Here is a 22559-nt window from a genome sequence, read left to right on the forward strand (position 1 = left end):
AAGGAGCCCAGAATGAGGGAAATTATCGTCGCCAGTGGTTGGCGGCACATCCTCGACGAGGCCGTCGCAGAAGCATCGCGGCTGCCTCCGGAGTGGTGTTTCGAGATCTCGTCGGCGGAGACCGTCGACGGCGCGCTTAAGCTGTCGGCGGCGTATTTCAGTGGCGACATTCCGTTGGATGACCACCTGCCTCCGGAGAAGAAGATCCCGCATCCGTTCCGCGCGATGATGCGGATCCGGGAGACGGCGCGTGAGAAGTCGATTCAGACGTGTGAGTGTTGCGGGCGGCCGGGGCAGTCGGTCGGTGCCGGTGACGAAGCGCGGGTGCGGTGTCCTGCACACGAGGATGTAGTCGATGCCGTAGCGTGGGGTGGGGCGGCGTCGGACGGGTACATGTTCGACACCCGGATGAGGCGCTAGCGCATTTCTTGTCGGACTACGGCGACGGGCTCGACTTCATGCAGCAGCAGGTGGCTGCAGATGAGGATTCGGATGATGTCGAGGAAGGGGATCCGGATACGCGGCACTGAGAACTGGCACCCAGTGCCCGAGGGTGAAAATCCGTCGGGCACTGGGATAGGTCGAACATCACCGACTGGTGACCGTCAGGCAGCTTTCTTCATCTCCAGACTTGCAACATACATCGCATACCCGTCCATGACGTAACGCTCCCATAGCGTGAGGATCTCGAGCTTGACGTCGAGGTTCACATTGCGGTCGTAGACCTTTTCGCTGACGCTATCGCGTCCTTCATTAAGGTGGGTGATGATCACGACTTCCTTCGGCGACAGCTTTCGACCCTCGAGTTCGAACATCGACATCTTTGGCCCGATTACTGAGGTGAAGGTCTTGCGCATGTCGTGTGTGCTGACGTTGAACGGCATCTTCTCGAAGACGCCTCCAGGCTTCCGCATATCCTCGATTTTCTCAGACACGGTTCGTTCGTTGATGTGTCCGTTCATGTCATCGCCTTTTCGACGCGGACGCTGCTTCGGGAAGAGATAGTCGCAGTCTTCACGCGTCAGATGCAGCGCCTGCTGGACGACTTTGGTTGCCGCCGGGGGCAGTGCGAGTTTCCTCCAGTGGTGGACTTTGTCTTCCATTCCCCAGACGCACTCATACGGTCCATCCACCTGGAACGACTTCTTGAGCGCCGATGTCGGCGTGAATCGCCGCTGCCCGGTCAGGAGCTGAAGCTGAAGAATGAGGCGGACCTGCTCGTTCCGGCAGCCGAGAAGGGCATACCAGAGCGCGCCAATCTCGATCTGCGTGAGTGCACGCTGCTCGTCCTTCGACGAAACTGCGGATCGCTCAAGTGCTTTGGAGAGATCGGCCGCAGGATTGAATTCGAGGCCGATTTTCGAGGAGTTGACGAAGAATTTGAAGGCGGCCTTGAGAGCAGCGACGGACAGGTCGGCTTGTCGAACCCCATGGCCCTTGCCGCGTTCGGTGCGAACCCGGGCGATAATGTTATCGCGCACGCATGCGAGGTCGTGGGTGGTGATAGACGGCAAGGGCTTTCCGTGAATGGGCGCGAAGTCGGCAGTCAGTCCGAGTGTAGCTCCAAGTGCGGATCGGTACCCGCGGACGGTGTCCCGGTTTTTGTTGTCGGCCGCCCATTCCAGATAGAGATCCCTGGCGGTCTCCCACGTCAGCGCGTCACCGTGTTCGACGTCGTGGAGGTGCTTTGCATCTTGGACGGTATGCCCAGCAGAGAACGCGGCGATCATCGGCGCGACGTCGCGGCCCTTCGCGTGTTCCCGCTTCAGCTCATCGACGAGCTTCCGAAGGGTCGGGATGTCGTCCTTGCCGAAGGTGATGAAGCTCGCGATCTGGCGATTGAGGTCACGCGTCGAGATGTACCAGGAGGCTCCGGTCGCCGTGACCTTGATCGCTAGTCCGGAGACTTCCTTATCGCGGTACACCACGACCTTGTCGGTCCCCTTCTTAACGAGGTTGCTGACTTTAGTAAGGGTGTATCCCGAGAAGTGTTCTGATGGCATCGGCGTTGTTCCTGCAAACGAGTGGCTTGCAAAAATGGTGACCCGGATATTCGAGGACGTCTAGTCCTAGACCCGCTTTCTCAGGAATGTCAGCGGCCAAATCACATGTGATTTGGGATCACCCTGCTAAGTCACATCAAAAAATGTTTACAAAGATTGGAGGGGCGCGGAGTGTTTGGCAACAGAAGGCCTGTATGGTAAGTCTTTGATGCGTCAACTTTGTTGACAAGCGCTGACGGGGTGAGTGGTTCTAAAAACAAGACCCGCTGACTCTTAATCAGCGGGTCGTAGGTTCGAGCCCTACATCACCCACCAAATTTCTCCATAATGACAAGACGTTGCGATGCCGGATTGAAGCATCGCGTGAGCTTCGGAAGCCTCGTCTTAGGTCGGGCATTGCAGTAAAATTGCTGCGGCAGTCACGACGCCAGCGCTCGAAGCGTCGCGTGTTTTCGCCTGGCCTCCTCTAAAGTTCCAGCGTCGGCACAGGCTCTTTTACACCGACAAAACGCGGCGCCAGCGGCCGGCCGGCGATACGGCTTCCAAACTGCTCGGTAAAGGGAACAGGTGCCGCCCGCCTTACCGCCTCGATGGCGGATTCGATGAAGGCCCTGCGTCTTGGACTATCCTCCTGCGGGCGCGCGGCAATCACCACCACCTTGTCCCTTATCCTTCCGTCCTTGTGCAAAATGAACTGCAGCGTCACCACCAGTCCCTCCGTGTCCTCCGGCGGCACCCAGCAGGCGAAGATGGCATCGAACATTTCGTTGAGATTGCCGACAGGTGTAGGGTCGTTGCAGGCGCGCGACTGAGCGGAAGCCTGCGTCAGGAAACCTGTCAGCACGATGGCCCAGGCCACAAGGCCCGAGAGCTTGCCCGTCGGGCAAGCCGGGAATGAAAGAATGAACAAATCTGCTATCCTTTCCTCGCGACACAGCCGCAGGATGGTGAATCCGTGCCGCTTGTCAGTAAGTGATGGTTAAAATATCAATGAAATAAAAATCGGATATGTTGCCTAACATAGATACAAAATTATGAAGCAAGAATACTCATGAACTTTCTAAGATCTATCACAATAATATTTATATTACAAAATATCCCGCTCTTAATCAAGATATACATTAAAAACGCGCCCCAGAAAGGAAATTGACATAATTCCCGGGCGGTTTTTCAGTCATGCTGCGTCGAGGCAACCAACGGTCCCGGGATGCCTCTTCAAATTCTTGCGATGAAGCGGACGAAAGCGCGATTCTCGGCGTTGCGGTGACGTTACTTCCGCAAAGCTGTCTCAATCATCCCTATGATCGAGATTATGAGATTACTCATCACCATATTGCTGTTCGTCCTCGGCGCGGTCGGGAGCGGGGTATGTGCGTTTTTATTATCGGCAGCCCTTGCCGATTCCGGGCTCCTCGGCTCCTGTTTCGAGGGAAGCTGTGCTTTCGCGGCGCTTTTCATGGTGCTTCCGGTCACATGGTTCGTCCTTTTCGCGCTTTATGTCATGGCTCTGCTGATCTGGAGACGAAAACCCTTCCGCAACCGAAGCCTCTGAAAAAGCGCATCCCCGCCTCATCGCTACCGGGCATTCGTTGACAGCGACGGGCACTTGCCGTTAACTCCCGCCTGCTGGGGGATTCGCTGCCAGTGATATCGGGCCCTGCGGGGCATATCCGGTATCACCGGCCTCTGAATGTGCATGTTCCAATTTGCGTTCGCGTTTGAAGGACATGACGGAAAACAGGGAGACCAAACGATGCGGGCCGCAATCAATTCCCCGTCGCTTTCGATCGACACCATGGACTATCAGGCCGAGTGCCAGTTCGCACTGGAACCCTCCATTCAGGGGCTCATTGAAAAAGCCGAACATGCCGGCTGGAACCGCCAGCAGGCCGCACTCGCCATCGTGGCGCTCGCCAGCGAACATCTCACCGATATGTTATCGACGCTCGCAGCGCCGGACCAACGCCCCCACTCCTGAATGCACCCTGCCGCCGGGGCGGATCAGCGCCCGGGCAATCTTGATATCCATCCCCACACACCGATCCCCAGGCTGGCGTAGGCTAAACGCCTTCACCGCAGGCGCATGATGCGCCTTGCGGAGCCGTGCCGGGCCCCACGCCCGCTGCCACGTGATACGCCCCTGTTTACCAAGAAATGTCGGAATGGCGCTGACAGCCTGCCTTAGTGTTGACACAAGCGGCCAGTAATGAGAACATATAGTGAACATTATGGAGGTCAGCGATGAACACAGCAGACGCAACCATAGAAAATGCCCTCACCGTCGTGGCCCGTTCCCGTGACATGCGCGAGCGCGCGCTGGAACGCCGGCGCGAATTGCAGCGGCGCACCGAGGTCATCATCACCCGGCCGCTTTACGTGCTCAAGAAGAGCGAAGGACCGCGGCAATTGTCGCTGAAGCTCGACAGCTGAGGCTGCCTGCCTTTCTGGTGACGTTCAAACGCTGCAAAACGGCGGTGCGACGCAGCCAGACAATGAAAAATCCCGTGCGGATCACATCGCGCACGGGATTTTCAGAATGAAGAGATCATGGTCCTGTCTTATTGCATGCGTTGCATTGCGGCTTCAGGCTCGCCGGTCGTGGCAACCGCCGCGGCGGGAAGGCGATCGGTCTTTTTCAGGATGACGACGGGCTTGTCAGCCGGTTCCGTCGGCGGAACGATGCTTGCGGTTTTGAATTCGCGGTCGACGGCAGGGACGGAAGCGTTGATCTTTTCATGACCCGCGCATTCCGCAAGCGCTGCGCTGGCGGAAAAACCAAAGACAGCGGCGATAATGAGAACTGATTTCATGTCATTCTCCCTTCGCTTTTATGGCAATCTCCAGTCTAGGTGGAGACGAACCGGATTGAAAATCACACTTTAGAGACACCTTATAAACTTCACGTCGGCAGTCGTCGTTTCGATATGCGAATGGTGCGCCAGAACTGGCCGTGCTTTGTTTATTTCTTCCGCAGATCCAGCGGATTTCTGCAAAGCGGTCTGCGAAATATCATCGCCACGTAACTTCCCTTGAGGGAAATCAGGCTTGGCGTGTAAGTCGAAACCTTCGCCTGGTTGGCGGCCTTGATCGTTCTTCCTTCGAGGGAATTCTGCTGCATTGCACGACTCCTTCCGTAAGCGATAACGAAAATGCACTGTTCTTGTTCCGATCACGGTTTCGTTGGCGCAGTCGAAAGAATGAACGCGTCGCCGCCTGTTTTTTCTTCCGCGGCGGCGAGACGAAGCAGGCGGAACACTCCCCAAGTCTCCCATGCTTGAAAAATCCGCCCGAAAGCTATATATGACTAGGCGCGAGGACGACCTCGGCCACATCGGCGACAGCATGCGGGACGGCCCGGTCACAAACCGGAGAATAGAATGCGCTCCCTGCAAGATCGTATCCGCCACGCCCTCAGTTTCGAGATCATCGGGCTTCTGCTGGTCATTCCACTCGGCGCATTGCTGTTTGGCATGCCCATGGAGGATATCGGCGTCGTGGGCCTCGTCAGCGCCACGCTCGCGACCATCTGGAATTACGTCTATAATCTCGGCTTCGACCACGCCATGCAGCGCCTGAAGGGCACCACGCTCAAGACACCCGCCATTCGGGTCGGGCACGCAGTGCTGTTCGAACTCGGCCTGCTGATCGTCCTGATGCCCTTCATCGCCTGGTATCTGAATATCAGCCTTGCCCACGCGCTGGTGATGGATATCTCCTTCGCGCTTTTTTACGTGGTCTATGCTTTTGTCTTCAACTGGAGCTACGACCGCGTCTTCCCCCTGCCGGAATGGAAGTCGCAGCAGGACGCCGCCTGAAACGATCGGGAAAATACCGATAGCGTCCGTGCCGGCACCGCGCCTGCACGGACCAACCGTCAGAGAGACTTCAGCGTCCAGGCCACAATCTCGCGCGTCGCGGCGGCAAAGGCCTGGTCGAGTGCTTTCACGAAATTGGCGTTGCCTGAGCCGCTGACGCGGGCGCTGGAACGGAACACCTCCTGCGCCTTCACCGTGCCGTTTCGGTCGTTGAGGAGCTTCACCGAGATTTCGATATTGGCGAGGTTCTTCGCCGTATCGATCTCGAAGGCGCGGATATCGCTCACGACCTGATAATCGATCGCCAGCCCCTGCCCCGGCCTGCCGACGCCGCCGAGTTTGCCGGTATCCTCGAACGCTTCCACGAGCTTGGATTGCACCATACGCGGCAGGCGGTCGCTCCACTGCGAATTGCCGAGATATTGCACTTCCGAGCCAGAAAGCCGCACCACGATGTTTTCGCTGTCCAGCGCCTTCAGGGCGGTCGGATCGGCAATCAGCAGCTGACGGCTTTTCAGCGACGGCCCCTGCGTCACCGCCGCCGGCGAGACGGAGAGATCGAAGGTATCGTTCTTCGGCGCGCCCGCGCAGCCCGCCATCATTGCAGCAAGCAACGGGGCCAGAACGAAGGCGCGGCGTTGGCCGTTCATCGATAGTCTCATTGGCCCATACCCCTCTTAGCGCCTTGTTCTGCCGTCATATTGTTTCACGGTTTCGCCGCCGAAAATCAACCGTTGCGGATCGCGGTCGATATTGGTGATGGCATTGTTGAGATTGTCCACCGTCTGTCGCGTGCTGCCGATCAATGCCTGGAAATCTTTCAGGCCCGAGCTTGAGAAGCGGGTCAGATTGTCGGCGATCGGCCCGATGCGGGCATTGAGATTGTCGGCCACCGCCTTGAAGGAGGTGAGCGTCTCACGCGCCTTGGCAAACAGCGAATTGGCGTCGTCAGTGCCGAGCATGCCGTCCACCTTGGCGAGAATCCCATCAACGCGGCTGGAGGCCAGGTTCAGCTTGCGGCCCATCTCGGTGAAATCGGAAACCGCCTGATCGATATCGGCGCGCCGTGCGCCCACATCATCGGCGATCCGCTTGAAGTTCGCGACAGCATCGCGCGCATCGGCGGTCGCAGAGGAAACGTCGTCAACCACGGTGCCCACCTTGGCGGGATCGACGGAGGCGAGAAGCTCATCCGCGCGCTTGACGACCGTCTGCACTTCCGTGCTTGCCGCCTCGAAATTGCGCGCCGTGCTCTGCACCGTTTCCATGATGCCCTGAATATCGCTCGAAGCCGACGCGACATCCTTCGTCACCTTGTCGACGTTGGACAGGATGGAATCGATCTTGCCGGCATCCACTGCCTTTACCAGATCTTCGATGGCGCTCAGCGTGCCGTCGAGGCGCACCGAGACCGACTGTACGGTGGTGGAAAGCGAGCTGAGGCTGGCAATGAAATTCTTGATGCCATCGGAGTTTGCCGCCAGCGCATCGGAGAATTTTTCGGCATTGCGAACCGTCTGCGTCAGCGGGCCGCGCGCATCCTGCACGAAGCCCTGCAATTCGCCGATGGCGCCATCGGCGCGCTTCAGTATCTTGTCGGCGGTGGCAAGCAGGTTGGTGACGCTGGAAAGATCGGCCGTCAGCTCGGCCGGAACACCGCTTTCGACGGCTTTCTGCAGAATGCGCTCGCCATCCTTGTTGCCGCCGGAAAGCTCGATATACGCCGCTCCGGTCAGGCCCTGAATTTCAAGCACGGCGCGTGTGGAAGGGAAAACCGGCGCATCCGCCTGTACCTCTGTAAAGGCGATGGAATAGGCCGGGTCGTCGCGGTCGATTGCAAGCCCGCGCACCGTGCCGACGGGAATACCGTTGAAGCGCACCGGAGAGCCTACCGAAAGGCCATTGGCGGAGCCCGGAATACGCACCACAAGCTGTGCTGTCGGGCCACCGCGGCCGAATTCCGCCATCCAGTAAACGAAGCCGAATGCAGCGGCGATCACGATCAGCGTGAAAATTCCGACTATGGTGTAGTTCGCCTTGGTTTCCATGCTTCTCGTTACTCCACCGGATGTTCCTGCCTGTCGTCCGGAAGAACGACAGAGCGCGCCCGTTTACCGCGGAAATAGGACTGCACCCACGGGTCGTCGCAGGCAAACATGTCCTGCAGCGTCCCTTCCACCAGCACCTTCTTCTGGCCGAGAACCGCAATGCGGTCACAGACGGAGAACAGGCTGTCGAGATCGTGCGTCACCATATAAACGGTCAGGCCGAGCGAATCGCGCAGCCGCGCGATCAGCATATCAAATTCCGCCGCACCGATGGGATCGAGGCCGGATGTCGGCTCATCAAGGAAGACGAGGTCGGGATCGAGCGACAGCGCCCGGGCAAGCGCTGCGCGCTTGATCATGCCGCCTGACAGTTCCGACGGGTATTTGTCGCCCGCATCGGGCTTCAGCCCCACCATCTCGATCTTGAGATAGGCAAGCTCGTCCATCAGTTTCTTCGGCAGATCGAGATATTCGCGCATCGGCAGCTGGATGTTTTCCTTCACCGTCAGGCCGGAAAACAGCGCGCCCTGCTGGAACAGCACCCCAAGCCGCTGGTCGAGCCTCATGCGCTCGTCCTCGCCCGCCTTGTCATAATCAGAGCCGAGAATGCTGATCGTGCCCGCCTGCCGTGGCAAAAGCCGCAGGACCGTGCGCATCAACACGGATTTTCCGGCCCCGGAGGGACCGATGAAACCCAGGATTTCGCCGCGATAGACATCGAGATTGAGATCTTCCAGCACGTTCCGGCCGTTAAAGCCGACTGTCACGCCCTCGACGGAAAGCACCACCTCGCGGCCGTCTTTTCCGGTGTTTGTCTGCTGCTGCGGTTTCTGGTCCAGTGTTTCCAACGCGCCCTCCCTAGAAATCGATGGCTGCGTAGAAGATGGCAAAAAGACCATCCACCAGAATGACGACGAAGATCGACTTCACCACCGAGGAGGTGACGTGCTGGCCGAGCGATTCCGCCGAGCCGCCCACTTTCATGCCCTCCACCGCCGCGACGATGCCGATGATGAGCGCCATGAACGGCGCCTTGATCATACCCGCTGCGATGGTCGATTCCTCCACCGCGCCATGCAGACGCGAGAGGAACACCTCAAAAGTGATGCCGGAATAAAGCAGCGCCACGATGGCAGCACCAAAAAGCGCGGCAAAATTGGCGAGAATGGTCAGAAGCGGCAGCGCAATGGTGAGCGCCACCAGCCGCGGAAACACCAGCACGCCCACGGGATTGAGGCCAATCACCTTCAGCGCGTCGATTTCCTCGCGCATCTTCATGGAGCCGATTTCGGCGGTTATGGCGCTGCCGGAGCGGCCGGCGATCATGATCGCAGTCAGCAGAACACCGATTTCACGCAGCTGGAGAATGCCGACGAGATCGACGACGAAGACCTCAGCCCCGAAATATCTGAGCTGGAACGCGCCTTGCTGGGCGATGATGGCACCGATCAGGAACGACATCAGCATGATGATCGGCACGGCGCGCACGCCCATATGGTCGATCTGGTTGACGATCGCCGCCGGCGAGACGCCACGCCCCCGTCCGAGCTTCATCTGCGCACCGCGCACTGCCGAACCCAGAATATACATGCCCGCCAGGAAATCCGCGCCGTTCTGGACCACGGCCTTGCCGATCGGAGAAAAGATGCGCTCCACCAGTCCCTCGCGCGCGACCGGCTCCGCCTCCATCTCCGCCTTGTCGGGCAGCTGCCCGATCACCTGCTCGATACGGTCGTTGCCGCTGAGCGTGACGGTCGCACCATTCGCCTCGAGGTCCTTGCGCAGGCGCTGGATGATCCAGGCGCCGGTTGTATCGATGGACTCGACGGAGGAAAGCTCGATCTCCACCGGGCCGGCGGGTCTGCTTTTTTCGATCTTATCGAGATCAGGTAAAACGGCGGAGAGATTACTGTTGCGCCAGGAGCCGCTCATGACATAGCGCAGGCCGCCGCCGGAGACGGCGCCGTCTTCGGTGATTGCGGCCGGGGTCGCCTGTTGCCGTGTGTCCTGTTCTTGCATAATGCTCCGAGCGAATGCAGCCGTCACGAGATTCTTAAAGGTTTCATAACGTTTCGGCCTCCGGCAAGCCACAGTGGCAGCCGACAATTCGTGATAAATTTGGCGTCATGTGTCATTTGACGCCCAATCGGAAGTGAAAAAACATGCCCCGTTACCTTCAAGCCACAACAGAACGTTTCGCCGTTGCTGGCAGCTTCACCATTTCACGCGGCACCCGGACGCATGCGGATGTCGTAACGTGCACCATCCGCGATGGTTCCTTCACCGGCAGAGGTGAATGTGTGCCCTATCCGCGATATGGTGAAAGCATCGAAGGCGTCATTGCCGATATCGAGGCGATGGCGGAGCGGATCGCCGCAGGCGTCACGCGGCAGGAGTTGCAGCAGGCGATGAAACCGGGTGCGGCCCGTAATGCGGTGGATTGCGCGCTTTGGGATATCGAGGCGAAGATGAGCGGCCAGAGCGTCGCCGAGCAGGTCCTCGGACAGGAGGCAGAGCCGCTCGTCACAGCCTATACGATTTCGCTTGCAGACCCGGAGACCATGGCCGCAAAGACCGCAGAGAACGCCGGACGTCCGCTTCTGAAGATCAAGACCGGCACAGCCGATGATGAAGCCCGCCTGCGGGCCGTCCGCGCAGCCGCACCCGAGGCGCGCATCATCATCGATGCCAACGAAGGCTGGAACGACGACAATATCGAATATTATCTGAGGCTTGCGGCAGAGCTGAAGATATCGCTGATCGAACAGCCCCTGCCCGCCGGCAAGGACGCCATTCTTTCCCGTATCGACCATCCGGTGCTGATCTGCGCCGATGAAAGCGTGCATTCCACCAAGGACCTCAACGGCCTGCGCGACCGCTACGACGCGATCAACATCAAGCTCGACAAGACCGGCGGCCTGACGGAGGCGCTTGTCATGAAGGCGGAGGCCGAAAGGCTCGGTTTCACCATCATGGTCGGCTGCATGCTTGGCACCTCGCTGGGCATGGCGCCCGCCGTGCTCGCCGCGCAGGGCACGGCCTTTGCCGATCTCGACGGCCCGCTGCTTTTGGCCGAGGATCGGGAGCCTGGGCTGGTTTATGAAGGGTCGCTTGTTTATCCGGCGCGGCCGGAATTGTGGGGGTAAAGCTCTCGCTAAGGGTCCGGATTGGGTTGGTGCCTAGAGGCTGCATTCACACCCTCCCTCCGGTGCGTCACCGGAAGGTTACTGAGAAGCCTCTAAAGCCTCACCTCCGTCATGCCGGACCTGATCCGGCATCCAGCCACGGCGCGTCTGCGCCGTGAGAAATAAGTCTTACGCGATCAAAGACTTGATCGCACTGGATCCCGGCTCAGGGCCGGGATGACGGTATGCGGATGCTACAATTTCAACCAACACTCGTTTACAGGTGAGCCTACCATCAGCGCCCGTCAAACGCTCCAATCAGGCCGCGTGCTTGCCAATCAGCCCCGGAATATTCACCGGCTCCATCTCGTCCGATGTCTGCTCGGCAACCACTTCGCTCGTCTGCATCCAGGTGATCAGCTCGAAGCTGCCATCGGCGTTCTCGGCAATCGCCGTGCAGCTTTCCACCCAGTCGCCGGTGTTGATGTAACGTATGCCGTCCATGTCTTCCATGACGGCGTGGTGAATATGGCCACAGATCACGCCGTCGACATTGTTGCGCCGGGCTTCATCCGCCACCACACGCTGGAATTCACCGATGAAGTTGACGGCGTGTTTCACCTGCAGCTTGGCCCAGGCCGAAAACGACCAGTAAGGCAGGCCGATGCGGCGGCGTACGGCGGCGATGGCGATATTGATGGCGATTGCTGCGTCATAGGCCCAGTCGCCGAGATAGGCGAGCAGGCGGGCGTTGCGCACCACCACGTCGAACTCGTCGCCATGGATGATGAGATATTTCCTGCCGTCGGCCGCCTCATGGATCATGCGCTCGGCCACTTCGATGCCGCCGAAATGCATGCCGGGGAACTCCCGCAGGAATTCATCATGATTTCCGGGAATATACACGATGCGGGTTCCCTTGCGGGCCTTGCGCAGCAGCTTTTGCACCACGTCGTTGCAGCCCTGCGGCCAGTACCAGCTGCGGCGCAGGCGCCAGCCGTCGACGATGTCACCGACGAGAATGATCGTTTCGGCCTCGTGATGTCTGAGGAAGTCCAGCAGATAGTCAGTCTTGGCCGCCTTGGAACCAAGATGAACATCCGAAATGAAAAGCGTTCTGAACTGTCTGGTTTCGATTTGACCGGCCACGGATTTCATCCCCCTGTTCGGTTGCGTCCCTGCGGCTTTCTTCCCTCTCAGAACCAGACTCGTGTTTCAGCAACATGACAGCGGCCGTTTTTTGCAGGGAATATGACGAAACGCTTCACGAAAACGCGAATAAGCCGTGGCCGCATTTGCATAAGACGCCCGTAAATAACGGCTGTACCACGGGGAAGTTTGTTGTATTCAGGGGTCCGAAATAAAACCAGATATGACGGTGGAAGACATGACCTCTCACGATAAGAACAACACGCCCGCCAACACGGCAAAGGCCGACATCGAAGAACAGGCGCTCTTTTTCCACCGCTATCCGCGCCCCGGCAAGCTGGAGATCCAGGCCACCAAGCCGCTCGGCAACCAGCGCGATCTGGCGCTCGCCTATTCGCCGGGTGTCGCCGCACCCTGCCTCGCCATCCATGAAAACCCCGAGATGGCGGCGGATTACACCGCCCGCGCCAATCTCGTCGCCGTCATCTCCAACGGCACGGCCGTGCTTGGCCTCGGCAATATCGGCCCGCTTGCCTCCAAGCCCGTGATGGAAGGCAAGGCCGTCCTTTTCAAGAAATTCGCCGGTATCGACGTGTTCGATATCGAGATCGACGCGCCCGGCATTAACGACATGGTTTCCACCATCGCGGCGCTGGAACCCACCTTCGGCGGCATCAACCTTGAAGACATCAAGGCGCCGGAGTGTTTCGAGGTGGAGCGCCAGCTGCGCGAGAAGATGAACATCCCCGTCTTCCACGATGACCAGCACGGCACCGCGATCATCGTCGCCGCCGCTGTCACCAACGCTCTGGAACTGGCCGGAAAGTCCCTGTCCAGCGTCAAGATCGTTGCCTCGGGCGCCGGTGCGGCAGCCCTTGCCTGCCTCAATCTCCTCGTTGCGATGGGCGCGAAGAAAGAAAACATCTGGGTCCACGACATCGAGGGCCTCGTTTATGACGGCCGCAATACGCTGATGGACGAGTGGAAGGAAGTTTACGCCCAGAAGACCGACAAGCGCGTGCTGGCCGAAACGATCGACGGCGCCGATGTCTTCCTCGGCCTGTCGGCGGCAGGCGTTTTGAAGCCGGAACTGCTGGAGCGCATGGCGGAGAACCCGCTGATCCTCGCGCTTGCCAACCCCAAGCCAGAAATCATGCCGGAAGAGGCGCGTGCCGCCCGCCCGGACGCGATGATCTGCACCGGCCGTTCGGATTTCCCGAACCAGGTCAACAACGTGCTCTGCTTCCCCTATATCTTCCGCGGCGCGCTCGATTGCGGCGCGACGACGATCAACGAGGAAATGAAGATGGCCGCCGTGCAGGCCATCGCGGAACTCGCGCGTGAGGAAGTCTCCGAAGTGGCCGCCAAGGCTTACAGCGGCGAAACGCCGATCTTCGGCCCGACCTACCTCATCCCCTCGCCCTTCGATCCGCGCCTTATCCTGCGCATTGCCCCGGCCGTTGCCCGCGCTGCCGCCGCAAGCGGCGTTGCCGCCCGGCCGATCACCGATTTCGAAGCCTATCTCGACCAGCTGAACCGCTTCGTCTGGCGCTCGGGTTTCATCATGAAGCCTGTCTTCAACGCCGCAAAGGCCGCCGAAAAGAAGCGCATCATCTTTGCCGAAGGCGAAGACGAGCGCGTGCTGCGCGCCGCCCAGGTGCTCTTGGAAGAAGGCACCGGCATCCCGATCCTCATCGGCCGTCCGCAGATCATCGAAACGCGCCTCAAGCGTTTCGGTCTGCGCATCCGCCCGCATACGGATTTCGCCGTGGTGAACCCGGAAGACGATCCGCGCTACCGCGACTACGTGGATGATTATTTCGCCCTGGTCGGCCGCGCCGGCATCAACCCGGAAGCGGCACGTACCATCGTGCGCACCAACACGACTGTCATCGGTGCGCTGTCGGTCAAGCGTGGCGAAGCCGATGCGCTGATCTGCGGCCTCGAAGGCCGTTACGACCGCCATCTGCGCGACGTGAACCAGATCATCGGCAAGCAGGACGGCGTCCGCTCCTTCGCCGGCCTCAGCCTGCTCATCACCCAGCAGGGTGCGCTGTTCCTCACCGATACCTTCGTCAACAACGACCCGACATCGGAAGAAGTGGCCGAAATGGCCATTCTTGCCGCGAAGGAAATCCGCCGCTTCGGCATCACGCCGAAAATCGCGCTCGCCAGCCATTCCAATTTCGGCTCGCGCGATTCCGAAAGCGCCCGCAAGATGCGCCGCGCGCTGAAGATCGTGCAGGAGGCTGCACCCGAACTGGAAGTGGACGGCGAAATGCAGGGCGGCTCGGCCCTGTCAGAAGCGCTGCGCAAACGCGCCATGCCCAACAGCGTGCTGACCGGCGAAGCAAACCTGCTGGTCTTCCCGAACCTCGATGCGGCCAACATCACGCTGGGCGTCACCCGCACCTTGACGGAAGGCCTGCATGTCGGCCCGATCCTGCTCGGCACGGCCCTGCCCGCCCATATCCTGTCGCCCAGCGTCACCTCGCGCGGCGTCGTCAACATGGCGGCCTTTGCCGTGGTGCAGGCTTCGCACCCTTCGGTCTAACACCCCGCTAAATTGATCCAGAAAGCCGCGCGCATTGACGTGCGGCTTTTTAGTTGCGAGTATAGAAAATAATACAGATTTTTAGATTTAATATTTTATTTTATTATTTATGAGCGAAAGATATGCTTGATCACGTTGAGATATATGTTTCAGATATCGAAAAATCGTTTCAGTTCTGGTCAAGCATTCTGCAAAAGATTGGCTACGATGTAGCCTCCCGTTGGGAAAGCGGCTTTACTATCGCAAATGACAAGGATGCCTACCTGACCTTCGTACAGGTGGAGAAAAAGCATCGTGAACGCGATTATCATCGTTGCGGCGTTGGGCTCAATCATCTCGCGTTTCAGGTCGCGTCTCGCGGCGTGGTGGACGAACTCAAGATGCATTGCGCCCAAAACCATGTTTCGGTTCTCTATGACGACCGATACCCCTATGCGAACGGCGATAAAAATTATTACGCGCTGTTCGTTGAAGACCCTGACAGGATCAAGGTCGAATTCGTGTCCGCCGAATAGGTGGAAAAGCGACACGCGGTCGGCGTTAACGCAGTTTTGAACATGCTGTTGCCGCAATGCGTCAACAGCTTATGTTATCTTCCTGAAACACGGATTTCCTGAAGCATAACACCCCTGCCACCGGCCAGGGACATCAAACGGATCGCACAATTGACCCGGCGCAGCCGCATCATCGGCCTTCTGCTTCCCCTTGTTTTCATTGCTCCTGCCGCCGCTCTTGCGGATCAGGTGTGCGATACGCTTTATCAACAGTTGCGAGAACCACCCCGTGTCATCGGCAACACGGGCGAGGTGCGGCGCTATGCCAATGCGCTTGCCCACCAGAACATCGTCATCCGCAAGATCAGGAACGACATGCGCAGCTATGGCTGCTCGTCCGGCAGCGTCATCGTTTATGGCAATCCCAATGCCGGGCTCTGCGCCGAGATCGGCGATGCGCTGGTGGATGCCGAGGCCGAACGCGACGCGATCATCCGCGATCGCGACGACGCCATGGCGGCGGCGAGGAGCGACGACGGCGATACCAGGCGCGAGCGCATTCTTGCCGCCCTCGATGCCAATGGCTGCACCCCCGCTGAGGAGATGAACCGTCAAGCATCGCCTGCACCCGATGTGACGCGTTATCCCGATGCCTTCAGGCAGAACGGCGGTGAGCCGGGACAGGCGGGCCTTTCCCCTTACCTCAACGCCGCGGAGGGCGGGCTTCGCACACTCTGCGTGCGCACCTGCGACGGCTCATTCTTCCCGATCGCCTCCAACGCATCGCCGCTCGATTTCCGCGTCCAGGCCGAACAGTGCCAGAAAATGTGCCCGGGAACCGAGACGGAGCTCTATTTCCACTCCATGACGGATCAGGAAACAGCAGACATGGTGTCCGCTGAAACCGGCAAACCCTACAAGGACCTGCCGACCGCCTTCGCCTATCGCAATGCCTCAACGAAAGCGCCCGGCTGCGCCTGCAACATGGCCGCCTATCACGAGGAGATGCAAAAGCAGGAACAGGCGTCCCGGCCGGAAGCCGAAAAGCCCTATTCCAGCATCACCACCATTCCATCGCCGCAAGGTGACAAGGCCCCGAAGCCCGCCGAGCAGCAGGCCGCAAAGCCGCCGGAACAACCTGTTCCCGAACGCGACTATGACCCGAACGACACAAAAGTGCGCGTCATCGGGCCCAAATTCCTGCCGGACCAGACCGGCAAGATCGACCTGAAGAACCCGGCGTTGAAGGGTATCCAGCCACAGCAGTGAAATCTCTTCTGCACGCGGAATGGTGCGAGCGCGTGCCCATTGTTTCGTCTCCCCGGCGGGACCCGTTGCAAAATTCATCACGGGACCCTTTCGGGAGATTTTCAGCCGTGATTTCCCGTCCCGCCTCTGTCTTTGGCGGGTTTTGGGTGGGTTGGGGATGTTTTCGGTGGTTTTCAGGCGCAGTGGGGCCTTGCAGGTGTTGTCAAAGTCACCCAGCGGCGCATGTTGAAGGCCATGGCTGCCAGTAGCACCTGCGCCCTGGCCTTGATCAGCCCACGGTAGCGGATCACGTCGAGCCCCATGCGGTTCTTGAGTGTGGCAAACGTCGTTTCGACGGCCGCCCGCCGTTTCGATATCAACAGGTTAAGCCGGGCAAGCCGCGGCGACAGAACGCGGTGATGCCGGTTCGGACGGCGCATCAGCCGCGGCTTGATGCCTTTCGCCTTCAAGGCTTTCTCCCGCGCATGGGTATGATACGCCCCATCTGCCAGAACGCAGGCCTCGTCGCCGACGATCAGCCGATCGGCGACGACCGTATCGTTCACATTGGCAGGCGTGGTGATAATCCTGCGGATCAGGCCAGACCCTTCATCGACACCGACATGCGCCTTGTAGCCATAGGCCGAGCCGTGCTTGCCCTTATGCCGGACAAAGCGGGCATCCGGATCGATTGTCCGCTCATCGCTCCCGGCAGCACCAGGATGATCCGGCTCTTCCGGTTTGCGCCCATCTGCAAATCCAGCGGCCGCATCGAAGTCACCATTGCGCCCCCTGGGTGGCCGCGACGCCGTCGTTTCGATGATCGTCGCATCCAGCATCGTGCCGCGCCGCAGGATCAGGCCCGCGGCATCGAGCTGCCGGTCGAGTTCTCCAAACAACCTCTCCAGCAGACCTTCGCCAATCAAAAGGTTACGGAAGCGGCAAAGCGTGGAATGATCCGGAACGGCCTCCTCAAGCGTCAGGCCGACGAAACGCTTGAACGACAGCCGGTCGCCAAGCGCCTCCTCGAGCTCCATGTCGGAAAGCCCATAGAGTGACTGCAACAGCAGGGCCTTGAACATCACCAGCGGTTCATAGGCCGGACGACCGGCGCTTTTCTCATCACGAAGACGCGACAGAAGCTTTTCGAACCGATACCACTTCACAACGCCCGACAAGCGCTCCAGCCGACCGGAACCCTTCGCCTGCGGCATCAGCGCCTCAACGAAACTGAACTGCCTGTTGTCTCGCACCGACATCGTAACCTCGCCCGCTATCCTCGACCGAGTGAATCACAACCACGGAATTTTGCAACGGGTCCCGCCGGGGAGAAGGTCCGCGGCAGCGGGATGAGGGGGCAAGCTCTCCGAAAATCTCCGCCGTTACCCCCTCATCCGACCCTTCGGGCCACCTTTTCCCCGGCGAGGAGAAGAAATGCGCGGCAACGTCCCGCCCTGTTCGCAGGCCTCCGGGTCTACACCCCACCCCAGCGGTTACGAAACACAAGCTCCTCCAGCGGCACGCGCTGCCGCCAGCCCTTCACCGCCAGTTCCGGTTCGGTATAAAGCGTATCGACACGACCGAGGCACAGCCAGGCGACAATCTCGATATGATCGGGGATATCCAGAATGGCCCTGATATCGCTGTCATGGAAAATACTGACCCAGCCGACGCCGACGCCTTCGGCGCGGGCCGCGAGCCAGAGGTTCTGGATGGCGCAGACGGTGGAATAGACATCCGTGCGTGCATTATGGGTGCGACCCAGCACCACCTTGCCACCCCGTGTCGGATCGCAGGTGACGCAGATGCTGAGCGGCGCCTTGCGGATGCCTTCGAGCTTCAGGCTGCGATAAAGCGCCTGCTGCTCGCCCGCAAACATCGCCGCCGCCTCTTCATTGGCGCGGCTGAAGGCCAACCATGCCGCCTGGCGCACGGCGCCATCGGTGACGAGGGTGAAGTTCCACGGCTGCATGAAACCGACCGAGGGCGCCGAATGCGCCGCCCTCAAAAGGCGCTCGATGAGATCATCCGGCAGCGGGTCCGGCAGGAACTGGTCGCGCACATCGCGGCGGGTTTCGATGGCACGATAGACGGCCTCACGCTCCTCGCCGGAAAACGGGCGGGCGGGCGAAAGCGCGTGATCGAACGGGTTGGAGTCGGGCGGCATGGTGACGGGCGACATGGTAACGGGCGGTTCGGTCGGCATCGTTTATCCCTAACAATGCGGGGCGGGCCGGTGCCGAAACCATGGGAGGTTTGCAGCGACGACGCGCTTTTCCAGCGACCTGCCGCCGTCCGCGCGGTTCGGTCCATCCTGCCAGGCCGGTCTTCTGACTAAGCTTCATCCGCCCCGTTTCGCCTTCCCGAATGCTCCAGTGGCATGAGAAAAAGAGCATCCGCCTCACAGCGTTGGGCACGTTCCGGTTTTTCACCGGATTCCCGATTCTCCCGCCGAAGGGCGGGCACCTGACGGGTGAAGCTATGGGCAAAAAAGCTTGCGAACACAAGTGCCGTGCAGGTGGTGCGGCAATGTGGCCTGCCGCACCTTACCTTCATCATTCCACCGGGAAATATCTGACATAAGCGAACTCGTCGCCATCAGGTGACCAGTTGGGAGAGTTCATCGTGCCCTGCCCGCCAAACAGCTCGAAAAGCGTTTCGACATTGCCGCCATCCATATCCATCAGCCGCACCCGCACGTCGAGATCGCGGGGATGATCGAATACGTCGCCGTCATAGGAAATGAAGACAACCTTGTCCCCCCTTGGTGACGGGTGCGGAAACCAGTCGCCATAGGAGCTGTCGGTGATGCGCTCCACCGCTGAGCCATCCACCCGCACCCGCCAGATTTGCATCCGTCCGGTGCGGCTGGAATTGAAATAGATCCACGCGCCGTCGGGCGAATAATCCGGCCCGTCATTGCGGCCCTCACCATGGGTAAGGCGTGTCTCAACGCCGCTGTCTATGTCCATGGAATAGATATCGAAAATCTGATCGCGAATGCCGCAATAGGCGAAGCTTTTCCCATCCGGTGACCAGCCGTGCCAGTAGGAAGGAAGGTTCTCCGTCATCAGCCGCGGCGTGCCGCCCGCCGCGGACAGGAGATAGATGGCGCTCTTGCCGAATTCCACCTTGTCGGAAATGGCATAAAGCGAACCGTCAGGCGAAATGCCGTGGTCGTTGTTGCAGAGCGTGGCAAAGCCGGTATCGACCTTCTCCGGCGACGCGTCACCGGAAAGGGACAGGCGATAAAGCAGCCCATCGCTGTTCAACAGCAGATATTGTCCATCCGGCGACCAGTTCGGCGCTTCGAAAAGATCGGGCGTCTGCCACACCACCCGCATCTGCCGGGTGCGGATGTTGAAAATTTCTATGGAGCTGCGCATTCTGCCTCCCGGGCTTTAAAAGTCTGGCTCGGACCGTTGGCACGCGCGCACATTCCGTTTGCTTTAACCACCGCCGTGATTATGATCCTATGGCCGCAGGCACCGTCCTGCAAATTCAAATCGGAAAAAACGCCAGCGTTCCGGCACCGCCCGTGACCCTCCCCGTTTCTCCCAGATCCGAGGTTCCGCGATGAATACCATCGCCGATCACGGCATCCGCTTCGGCCGGATCGCCGCAATGCTTCCTGTCAGAAATATCGAAAAGGCCCGTGATTTTTACGTCGGCGTGCTCGGTTTCGAAAAGACCTTCGAAAACGGCAACCCTGTCGGCTTCATGATCCTGAAAAAGGGCAATGCCGAGCTGCACCTGACATTGCAGCCGGCCCACAGGGCAGCTCCTTTCAACGTGGCGCATATGATGGTGAGTGATGTCGATGCGCTGCATGCGATTTGCAAAAGCCATGAGCTGCGCATCATCAAAGGGCTGCAGGACAAGGATTATGGTCTGAGGGCCTTTGTGTTTGAAGACCCTGACGGCAATCGTATCGATGTGGGGCAGGTTATTTGAGGTGAGCGGCGCGGAGTTTTCCGCGCCAATCAAGACGCTCCGCTGTGGATCGAGCGCATGACACTTGTTTCTTCTCCACGAGTGGGAGAAGTCCGCGGCAGCGGGATGAGGGGGCAAGCAAGCTTCGTCATATACGGAGGGGTTGCCCCCTCATCCGACCCTTTGGGCCACCTTCTCCCCGGCGGGGAGAAGAAATATGCCGCACCGTCTCACAATGCGCTTGCCCAATTCATTAAGCAGGCACGGCGTTAAACGCGCCTTTCCAAAACGCCCTACCGATCACGGAACCGGTTGGTGATCGGATAACGCCGGTCGCGCCCAAAGTTCTTCTCGGTGATCTTAACCCCCGGAGCCGATTGCCGGCGCTTGTATTCGGCGAGGTAAAGCAGATGTTCGACCCGGTGCACCGTTGCCACATCATGGCCGCGCGCCAGAATTTCCTCGACCGACATTTCCTTCTCGACAAGGCACTCGAGAATATCGTCCAGCACCGGGTACGGCGGCAGCGAATCCTGGTCGGTCTGGTTGGGGCGCAATTCGGCCGATGGAGCCTTGGCGATAATGTTGGCGGGGATCACTTCGCCGGAAGGGCCGAGCGCGCCCGGCGGCACATGGGCGTTGCGCCAGGCGGAAATGGCATAGACCTGCATCTTGTAGAGGTCCTTGATGGGGTTGAAACCACCATTCATGTCGCCATAAAGCGTGGCGTACCCCACCGACATCTCTGACTTGTTGCCCGTCGTCACCACCATTGAGCCGAACTTGTTGGAAACGGCCATCAGGATGGTGCCGCGCGTGCGGCTCTGCAGGTTTTCTTCGGTAATGCCCTCTTCCGTGCCCTCGAAAAGTTCTGACAGCGCAGACAGGAAACCTTCCACCGGCTCGACGATCGGCACGATATCGTAACGGCAGCCGAGCGCTTTCGCGCAATCGGCGGCGTCCTTCAGCGATTCTTCCGAGGTATAGCGGTAAGGCAGCATGATGCAGCGTACCCGCTCCTCACCCAGCGCATCGACGGCAAGGGCGGCGCAGATCGCCGAATCGATCCCGCCGGAAAGGCCGAGAACCACGCTCTTGAAACCGTTCTTGTTGACGTAATCGCGAAAGCCCAGCATGCAGGCGCGGTAATCCGCCTCCTCACCCTCGGGAATCTTGGAAAATGGCCCGCTTTCGCAGCGCCAGCCATCCGCTGTGCGTTTCCAGTCGGTGACGGCAAGCGTGGCCTCGAACTGGCTCATCTGGAAGGCGAGCGTCTTGTCGGCATTGAAGCCAAAGCTCGCACCATCGAACACCAGCTCGTCCTGCCCGCCCAGCTGGTTGGCGAAAACCAGCGGCAGGCCGCTTTCGATCACCTGCCGGAGTGCCACCTGATGGCGCACGTCCAGCTTGCCGCGGTAATAGGGCGACCCGTTCGGCACCAGCAGGATTTCCGCGCCGCTTTCGGCAAGCGTCTCGCAGACGCCCATGTCGTTCCAGATTTCCTCGCAGATCGGAATGCCGATCCTCACGCCGCGGAAATTATAGGGCCCGGAAATCGACCCTTCGGAGAAAACACGCTTTTCGTCAAATTCGCCGTAATTCGGCAGGTCGATCTTGTCGCGCAGCGCAATGATCTTGCCGCCATCGAGAAGCGCCACGGAATTGTGCCGACCCGTCTCGCCCTGTCGCGGAAAACCGATAACGATACCCGGCCCGCCATCGGCGGTTTCCGCAGCCAGTTCTTCCACCGCTTTCAGACATGCTTTCAAAAAAGCAGGTTTCAGCACCAGATCCTCTGGCGGATAGCCTGAAATGAAGAGTTCGGTGAGAAGCAGAAGATCGGCGCCCTGCGTTGCCGCATCGGCCCTTGCCTCACGCGCCTTGGCGAGATTGCCCGCCACGTCGCCAACGGTGGGATTGAACTGCCCGACGGCAATCCGGAGATGGTTCTCTATATCGTGTCTGTCGCTCATAACCCTTCAATACCGCGCCCGTGATCGCTCCGCAACGCAGCAATTCCCACTTGCATTCATTCGTGCGCTTCTCGACACAGCCGCCCTCACGCGAAGGTTATCGCGCTTATATGCACATCCCATAAAGTTCATGTCGCGTTCATCGCGCTTATGTGACAGTTACATGACACTTTTGCGACACCCGATTCACCTCCCCGGATCGGTGCTGGCGCCTGAA

23 protein-coding genes, 1 tRNA gene and 1 riboswitch are annotated in these 22559 nt (G+C 59.5%); of the genes, 11 read left to right on the forward strand and 13 right to left on the reverse strand.

What is annotated here, in order from left to right; translation table 11 throughout:
* Positions 1-12: 12 nt before the first annotated feature.
* Complete coding sequence (locus AGR2A_RS10005) at positions 13-420, forward strand: hypothetical protein (protein ID WP_080822802.1); 408 nt, start codon at positions 13-15, stop codon at positions 418-420.
* Between the two features lie 185 nt (positions 421-605).
* On the opposite strand, the gene AGR2A_RS10010 is transcribed toward AGR2A_RS10005, so the two are convergent.
* Positions 606-2003 carry an integrase family protein gene (locus AGR2A_RS10010; protein ID WP_080822804.1) on the reverse strand — a complete coding sequence of 466 codons (1398 nt, stop codon included), beginning with the start codon at positions 2001-2003 and terminating at the stop codon, positions 606-608.
* A gap of 238 nt (positions 2004-2241) precedes the next feature.
* Between AGR2A_RS10010 and AGR2A_RS10015 the strand changes: the two genes are divergently transcribed.
* Positions 2242-2318, forward strand: a tRNA-Lys gene (locus tag AGR2A_RS10015).
* Between the two features lie 151 nt (positions 2319-2469).
* On the opposite strand, the gene AGR2A_RS10020 is transcribed toward AGR2A_RS10015, so the two are convergent.
* Positions 2470-2913 carry an energy transducer TonB gene (locus AGR2A_RS10020; protein ID WP_234797390.1) on the reverse strand — a complete coding sequence of 148 codons (444 nt, stop codon included), beginning with the start codon at positions 2911-2913 and terminating at the stop codon, positions 2470-2472.
* A 390-nt stretch (positions 2914-3303) separates the two neighbouring features.
* Here AGR2A_RS10020 and AGR2A_RS10025 point away from each other — a divergent pair, with 390 nt between their 5' ends.
* From AGR2A_RS10025 to AGR2A_RS10035, 3 genes are all read left to right on the forward strand, one after another.
* Positions 3304-3555: a hypothetical protein gene (locus AGR2A_RS10025; protein WP_004442017.1), complete on the forward strand. Its 252-nt coding sequence runs from the start codon at positions 3304-3306 to the stop codon at positions 3553-3555.
* A gap of 201 nt (positions 3556-3756) precedes the next feature.
* Positions 3757-3981 carry a hypothetical protein gene (locus tag AGR2A_RS10030; protein ID WP_004442019.1) on the forward strand — a complete coding sequence of 75 codons (225 nt, stop codon included), beginning with the start codon at positions 3757-3759 and terminating at the stop codon, positions 3979-3981.
* A 263-nt stretch (positions 3982-4244) separates the two neighbouring features.
* Complete coding sequence (locus tag AGR2A_RS10035; RefSeq protein ID WP_004442020.1) at positions 4245-4433, forward strand: hypothetical protein; 189 nt, start codon at positions 4245-4247, stop codon at positions 4431-4433.
* A gap of 128 nt (positions 4434-4561) precedes the next feature.
* Here the strand turns inward: AGR2A_RS10035 and AGR2A_RS10040 are convergent, their stop codons facing one another.
* Together AGR2A_RS10040 and AGR2A_RS29545 are read right to left on the reverse strand one after the other, a co-directional pair.
* A complete protein-coding gene (locus tag AGR2A_RS10040; RefSeq protein ID WP_004442021.1) occupies positions 4562-4813 on the reverse strand; it encodes a hypothetical protein in 252 nt (83 codons plus the stop codon).
* 149 nt (positions 4814-4962) lie between these two features.
* Complete coding sequence (locus AGR2A_RS29545; RefSeq protein ID WP_167378188.1) at positions 4963-5121, reverse strand: hypothetical protein; 159 nt, start codon at positions 5119-5121, stop codon at positions 4963-4965.
* 259 nt (positions 5122-5380) lie between these two features.
* Between AGR2A_RS29545 and AGR2A_RS10045 the strand changes: the two genes are divergently transcribed.
* Positions 5381-5818, forward strand: coding sequence for a PACE efflux transporter (locus tag AGR2A_RS10045; protein ID WP_004442023.1), 438 nt, complete (start codon positions 5381-5383; stop codon positions 5816-5818).
* Between the two features lie 59 nt (positions 5819-5877).
* Here the strand turns inward: AGR2A_RS10045 and AGR2A_RS10050 are convergent, their stop codons facing one another.
* Genes AGR2A_RS10050 through AGR2A_RS10065 form a run of 4 tightly spaced genes read right to left on the reverse strand, consistent with a single transcriptional unit; the run spans position 5878 to position 9885 of the window.
* Positions 5878-6480, reverse strand: coding sequence for an ABC-type transport auxiliary lipoprotein family protein (locus tag AGR2A_RS10050; RefSeq protein WP_045533661.1), 603 nt, complete (start codon positions 6478-6480; stop codon positions 5878-5880).
* Between the two features lie 15 nt (positions 6481-6495).
* On the reverse strand, positions 6496-7866 hold the full coding sequence (locus AGR2A_RS10055) for an MlaD family protein (protein WP_004442026.1): 1371 nt from the start codon (positions 7864-7866) through the stop codon (positions 6496-6498).
* An 8-nt stretch (positions 7867-7874) separates the two neighbouring features.
* Positions 7875-8714 carry an ABC transporter ATP-binding protein gene (locus AGR2A_RS10060; protein WP_037093204.1) on the reverse strand — a complete coding sequence of 280 codons (840 nt, stop codon included), beginning with the start codon at positions 8712-8714 and terminating at the stop codon, positions 7875-7877.
* 10 nt (positions 8715-8724) lie between these two features.
* Complete coding sequence (locus tag AGR2A_RS10065) at positions 8725-9885, reverse strand: ABC transporter permease (RefSeq protein WP_006697379.1); 1161 nt, start codon at positions 9883-9885, stop codon at positions 8725-8727.
* A 143-nt stretch (positions 9886-10028) separates the two neighbouring features.
* Between AGR2A_RS10065 and dgcA the strand changes: the two genes are divergently transcribed.
* Positions 10029-11012, forward strand: a complete 984-nt coding sequence (gene dgcA / locus AGR2A_RS10070; RefSeq protein WP_072494412.1) for an N-acetyl-D-Glu racemase DgcA — start codon at positions 10029-10031, stop codon at positions 11010-11012.
* A gap of 297 nt (positions 11013-11309) precedes the next feature.
* Here dgcA and AGR2A_RS10075 read toward each other — a convergent pair whose 3' ends face one another.
* Positions 11310-12149 carry a UDP-2,3-diacylglucosamine diphosphatase gene (locus AGR2A_RS10075; protein ID WP_006697377.1) on the reverse strand — a complete coding sequence of 280 codons (840 nt, stop codon included), beginning with the start codon at positions 12147-12149 and terminating at the stop codon, positions 11310-11312.
* A 229-nt stretch (positions 12150-12378) separates the two neighbouring features.
* Here AGR2A_RS10075 and AGR2A_RS10080 point away from each other — a divergent pair, with 229 nt between their 5' ends.
* The 3 genes from AGR2A_RS10080 (at position 12379) to AGR2A_RS10090 (ending at position 16457) form a co-directional block, all read left to right on the forward strand.
* Complete coding sequence (locus AGR2A_RS10080) at positions 12379-14694, forward strand: NADP-dependent malic enzyme (protein ID WP_004442036.1); 2316 nt, start codon at positions 12379-12381, stop codon at positions 14692-14694.
* A gap of 122 nt (positions 14695-14816) precedes the next feature.
* Positions 14817-15209, forward strand: a complete 393-nt coding sequence (locus AGR2A_RS10085; protein WP_004442037.1) for a VOC family protein — start codon at positions 14817-14819, stop codon at positions 15207-15209.
* A gap of 150 nt (positions 15210-15359) precedes the next feature.
* Positions 15360-16457 carry a DUF2865 domain-containing protein gene (locus AGR2A_RS10090; RefSeq protein WP_072494413.1) on the forward strand — a complete coding sequence of 366 codons (1098 nt, stop codon included), beginning with the start codon at positions 15360-15362 and terminating at the stop codon, positions 16455-16457.
* A gap of 173 nt (positions 16458-16630) precedes the next feature.
* Here AGR2A_RS10090 and AGR2A_RS10095 read toward each other — a convergent pair whose 3' ends face one another.
* From AGR2A_RS10095 to AGR2A_RS10105, 3 genes are all read right to left on the reverse strand, one after another.
* Complete coding sequence (locus AGR2A_RS10095) at positions 16631-17695, reverse strand: IS5 family transposase (protein WP_080822424.1); 1065 nt, start codon at positions 17693-17695, stop codon at positions 16631-16633.
* Positions 17696-17910: 215 nt separating this feature from the next.
* Positions 17911-18603, reverse strand: coding sequence for a 5,6-dimethylbenzimidazole synthase (bluB, locus tag AGR2A_RS10100; protein ID WP_107327744.1), 693 nt, complete (start codon positions 18601-18603; stop codon positions 17911-17913).
* Positions 18604-18739: 136 nt separating this feature from the next.
* Positions 18740-18921: riboswitch (cobalamin riboswitch) on the reverse strand.
* Between the two features lie 70 nt (positions 18922-18991).
* Positions 18992-19822, reverse strand: coding sequence for a TolB family protein (locus tag AGR2A_RS10105; protein ID WP_072494415.1), 831 nt, complete (start codon positions 19820-19822; stop codon positions 18992-18994).
* 190 nt (positions 19823-20012) lie between these two features.
* Between AGR2A_RS10105 and AGR2A_RS10110 the strand changes: the two genes are divergently transcribed.
* On the forward strand, positions 20013-20390 hold the full coding sequence (locus AGR2A_RS10110; RefSeq protein ID WP_072494416.1) for a bleomycin resistance protein: 378 nt from the start codon (positions 20013-20015) through the stop codon (positions 20388-20390).
* A 272-nt stretch (positions 20391-20662) separates the two neighbouring features.
* Here AGR2A_RS10110 and AGR2A_RS10115 read toward each other — a convergent pair whose 3' ends face one another.
* On the reverse strand, positions 20663-22342 hold the full coding sequence (locus tag AGR2A_RS10115; protein ID WP_072494417.1) for an NAD+ synthase: 1680 nt from the start codon (positions 22340-22342) through the stop codon (positions 20663-20665).
* Positions 22343-22559: the final 217 nt, after the last annotated feature.

This window comes from Agrobacterium genomosp. 2 str. CFBP 5494 (genome assembly GCF_900013495.1).
GTDB lineage: Bacteria > Pseudomonadota > Alphaproteobacteria > Rhizobiales > Rhizobiaceae > Agrobacterium > Agrobacterium pusense.

What these genes read in the sequence shown, in the direction of transcription:
- AGR2A_RS10005 (WP_080822802.1), top strand. Translation starts at nt 13, where the DNA reads ATGAGGGAAATTATCGTCGCCAGTGGTTGGCGGCACATCCTCGACGAG.
- AGR2A_RS10010 (WP_080822804.1), bottom strand. Translation starts at nt 2,003, where the DNA reads ATGCCATCAGAACACTTCTCGGGATACACCCTTACTAAAGTCAGCAAC.
- AGR2A_RS10025 (WP_004442017.1), top strand. Translation starts at nt 3,304, where the DNA reads ATGATCGAGATTATGAGATTACTCATCACCATATTGCTGTTCGTCCTC.
- AGR2A_RS10030 (WP_004442019.1), top strand. Translation starts at nt 3,757, where the DNA reads ATGCGGGCCGCAATCAATTCCCCGTCGCTTTCGATCGACACCATGGAC.
- AGR2A_RS10035 (WP_004442020.1), top strand. Translation starts at nt 4,245, where the DNA reads ATGAACACAGCAGACGCAACCATAGAAAATGCCCTCACCGTCGTGGCC.
- AGR2A_RS10040 (WP_004442021.1), bottom strand. Translation starts at nt 4,813, where the DNA reads ATGAAATCAGTTCTCATTATCGCCGCTGTCTTTGGTTTTTCCGCCAGC.
- AGR2A_RS29545 (WP_167378188.1), bottom strand. Translation starts at nt 5,121, where the DNA reads ATGCAGCAGAATTCCCTCGAAGGAAGAACGATCAAGGCCGCCAACCAG.
- AGR2A_RS10045 (WP_004442023.1), top strand. Translation starts at nt 5,381, where the DNA reads ATGCGCTCCCTGCAAGATCGTATCCGCCACGCCCTCAGTTTCGAGATC.
- AGR2A_RS10050 (WP_045533661.1), bottom strand. Translation starts at nt 6,480, where the DNA reads ATGAGACTATCGATGAACGGCCAACGCCGCGCCTTCGTTCTGGCCCCG.
- AGR2A_RS10055 (WP_004442026.1), bottom strand. Translation starts at nt 7,866, where the DNA reads ATGGAAACCAAGGCGAACTACACCATAGTCGGAATTTTCACGCTGATC.
- AGR2A_RS10065 (WP_006697379.1), bottom strand. Translation starts at nt 9,885, where the DNA reads ATGCAAGAACAGGACACACGGCAACAGGCGACCCCGGCCGCAATCACC.
- dgcA (WP_072494412.1), top strand. Translation starts at nt 10,029, where the DNA reads ATGCCCCGTTACCTTCAAGCCACAACAGAACGTTTCGCCGTTGCTGGC.
- AGR2A_RS10075 (WP_006697377.1), bottom strand. Translation starts at nt 12,149, where the DNA reads ATGAAATCCGTGGCCGGTCAAATCGAAACCAGACAGTTCAGAACGCTT.
- AGR2A_RS10080 (WP_004442036.1), top strand. Translation starts at nt 12,379, where the DNA reads ATGACCTCTCACGATAAGAACAACACGCCCGCCAACACGGCAAAGGCC.
- AGR2A_RS10085 (WP_004442037.1), top strand. Translation starts at nt 14,817, where the DNA reads ATGCTTGATCACGTTGAGATATATGTTTCAGATATCGAAAAATCGTTT.
- AGR2A_RS10095 (WP_080822424.1), bottom strand. Translation starts at nt 17,695, where the DNA reads ATGTCGGTGCGAGACAACAGGCAGTTCAGTTTCGTTGAGGCGCTGATG.
- bluB (WP_107327744.1), bottom strand. Translation starts at nt 18,603, where the DNA reads ATGCCGCCCGACTCCAACCCGTTCGATCACGCGCTTTCGCCCGCCCGC.
- AGR2A_RS10105 (WP_072494415.1), bottom strand. Translation starts at nt 19,822, where the DNA reads ATGCGCAGCTCCATAGAAATTTTCAACATCCGCACCCGGCAGATGCGG.
- AGR2A_RS10110 (WP_072494416.1), top strand. Translation starts at nt 20,013, where the DNA reads ATGAATACCATCGCCGATCACGGCATCCGCTTCGGCCGGATCGCCGCA.
- AGR2A_RS10115 (WP_072494417.1), bottom strand. Translation starts at nt 22,342, where the DNA reads ATGAGCGACAGACACGATATAGAGAACCATCTCCGGATTGCCGTCGGG.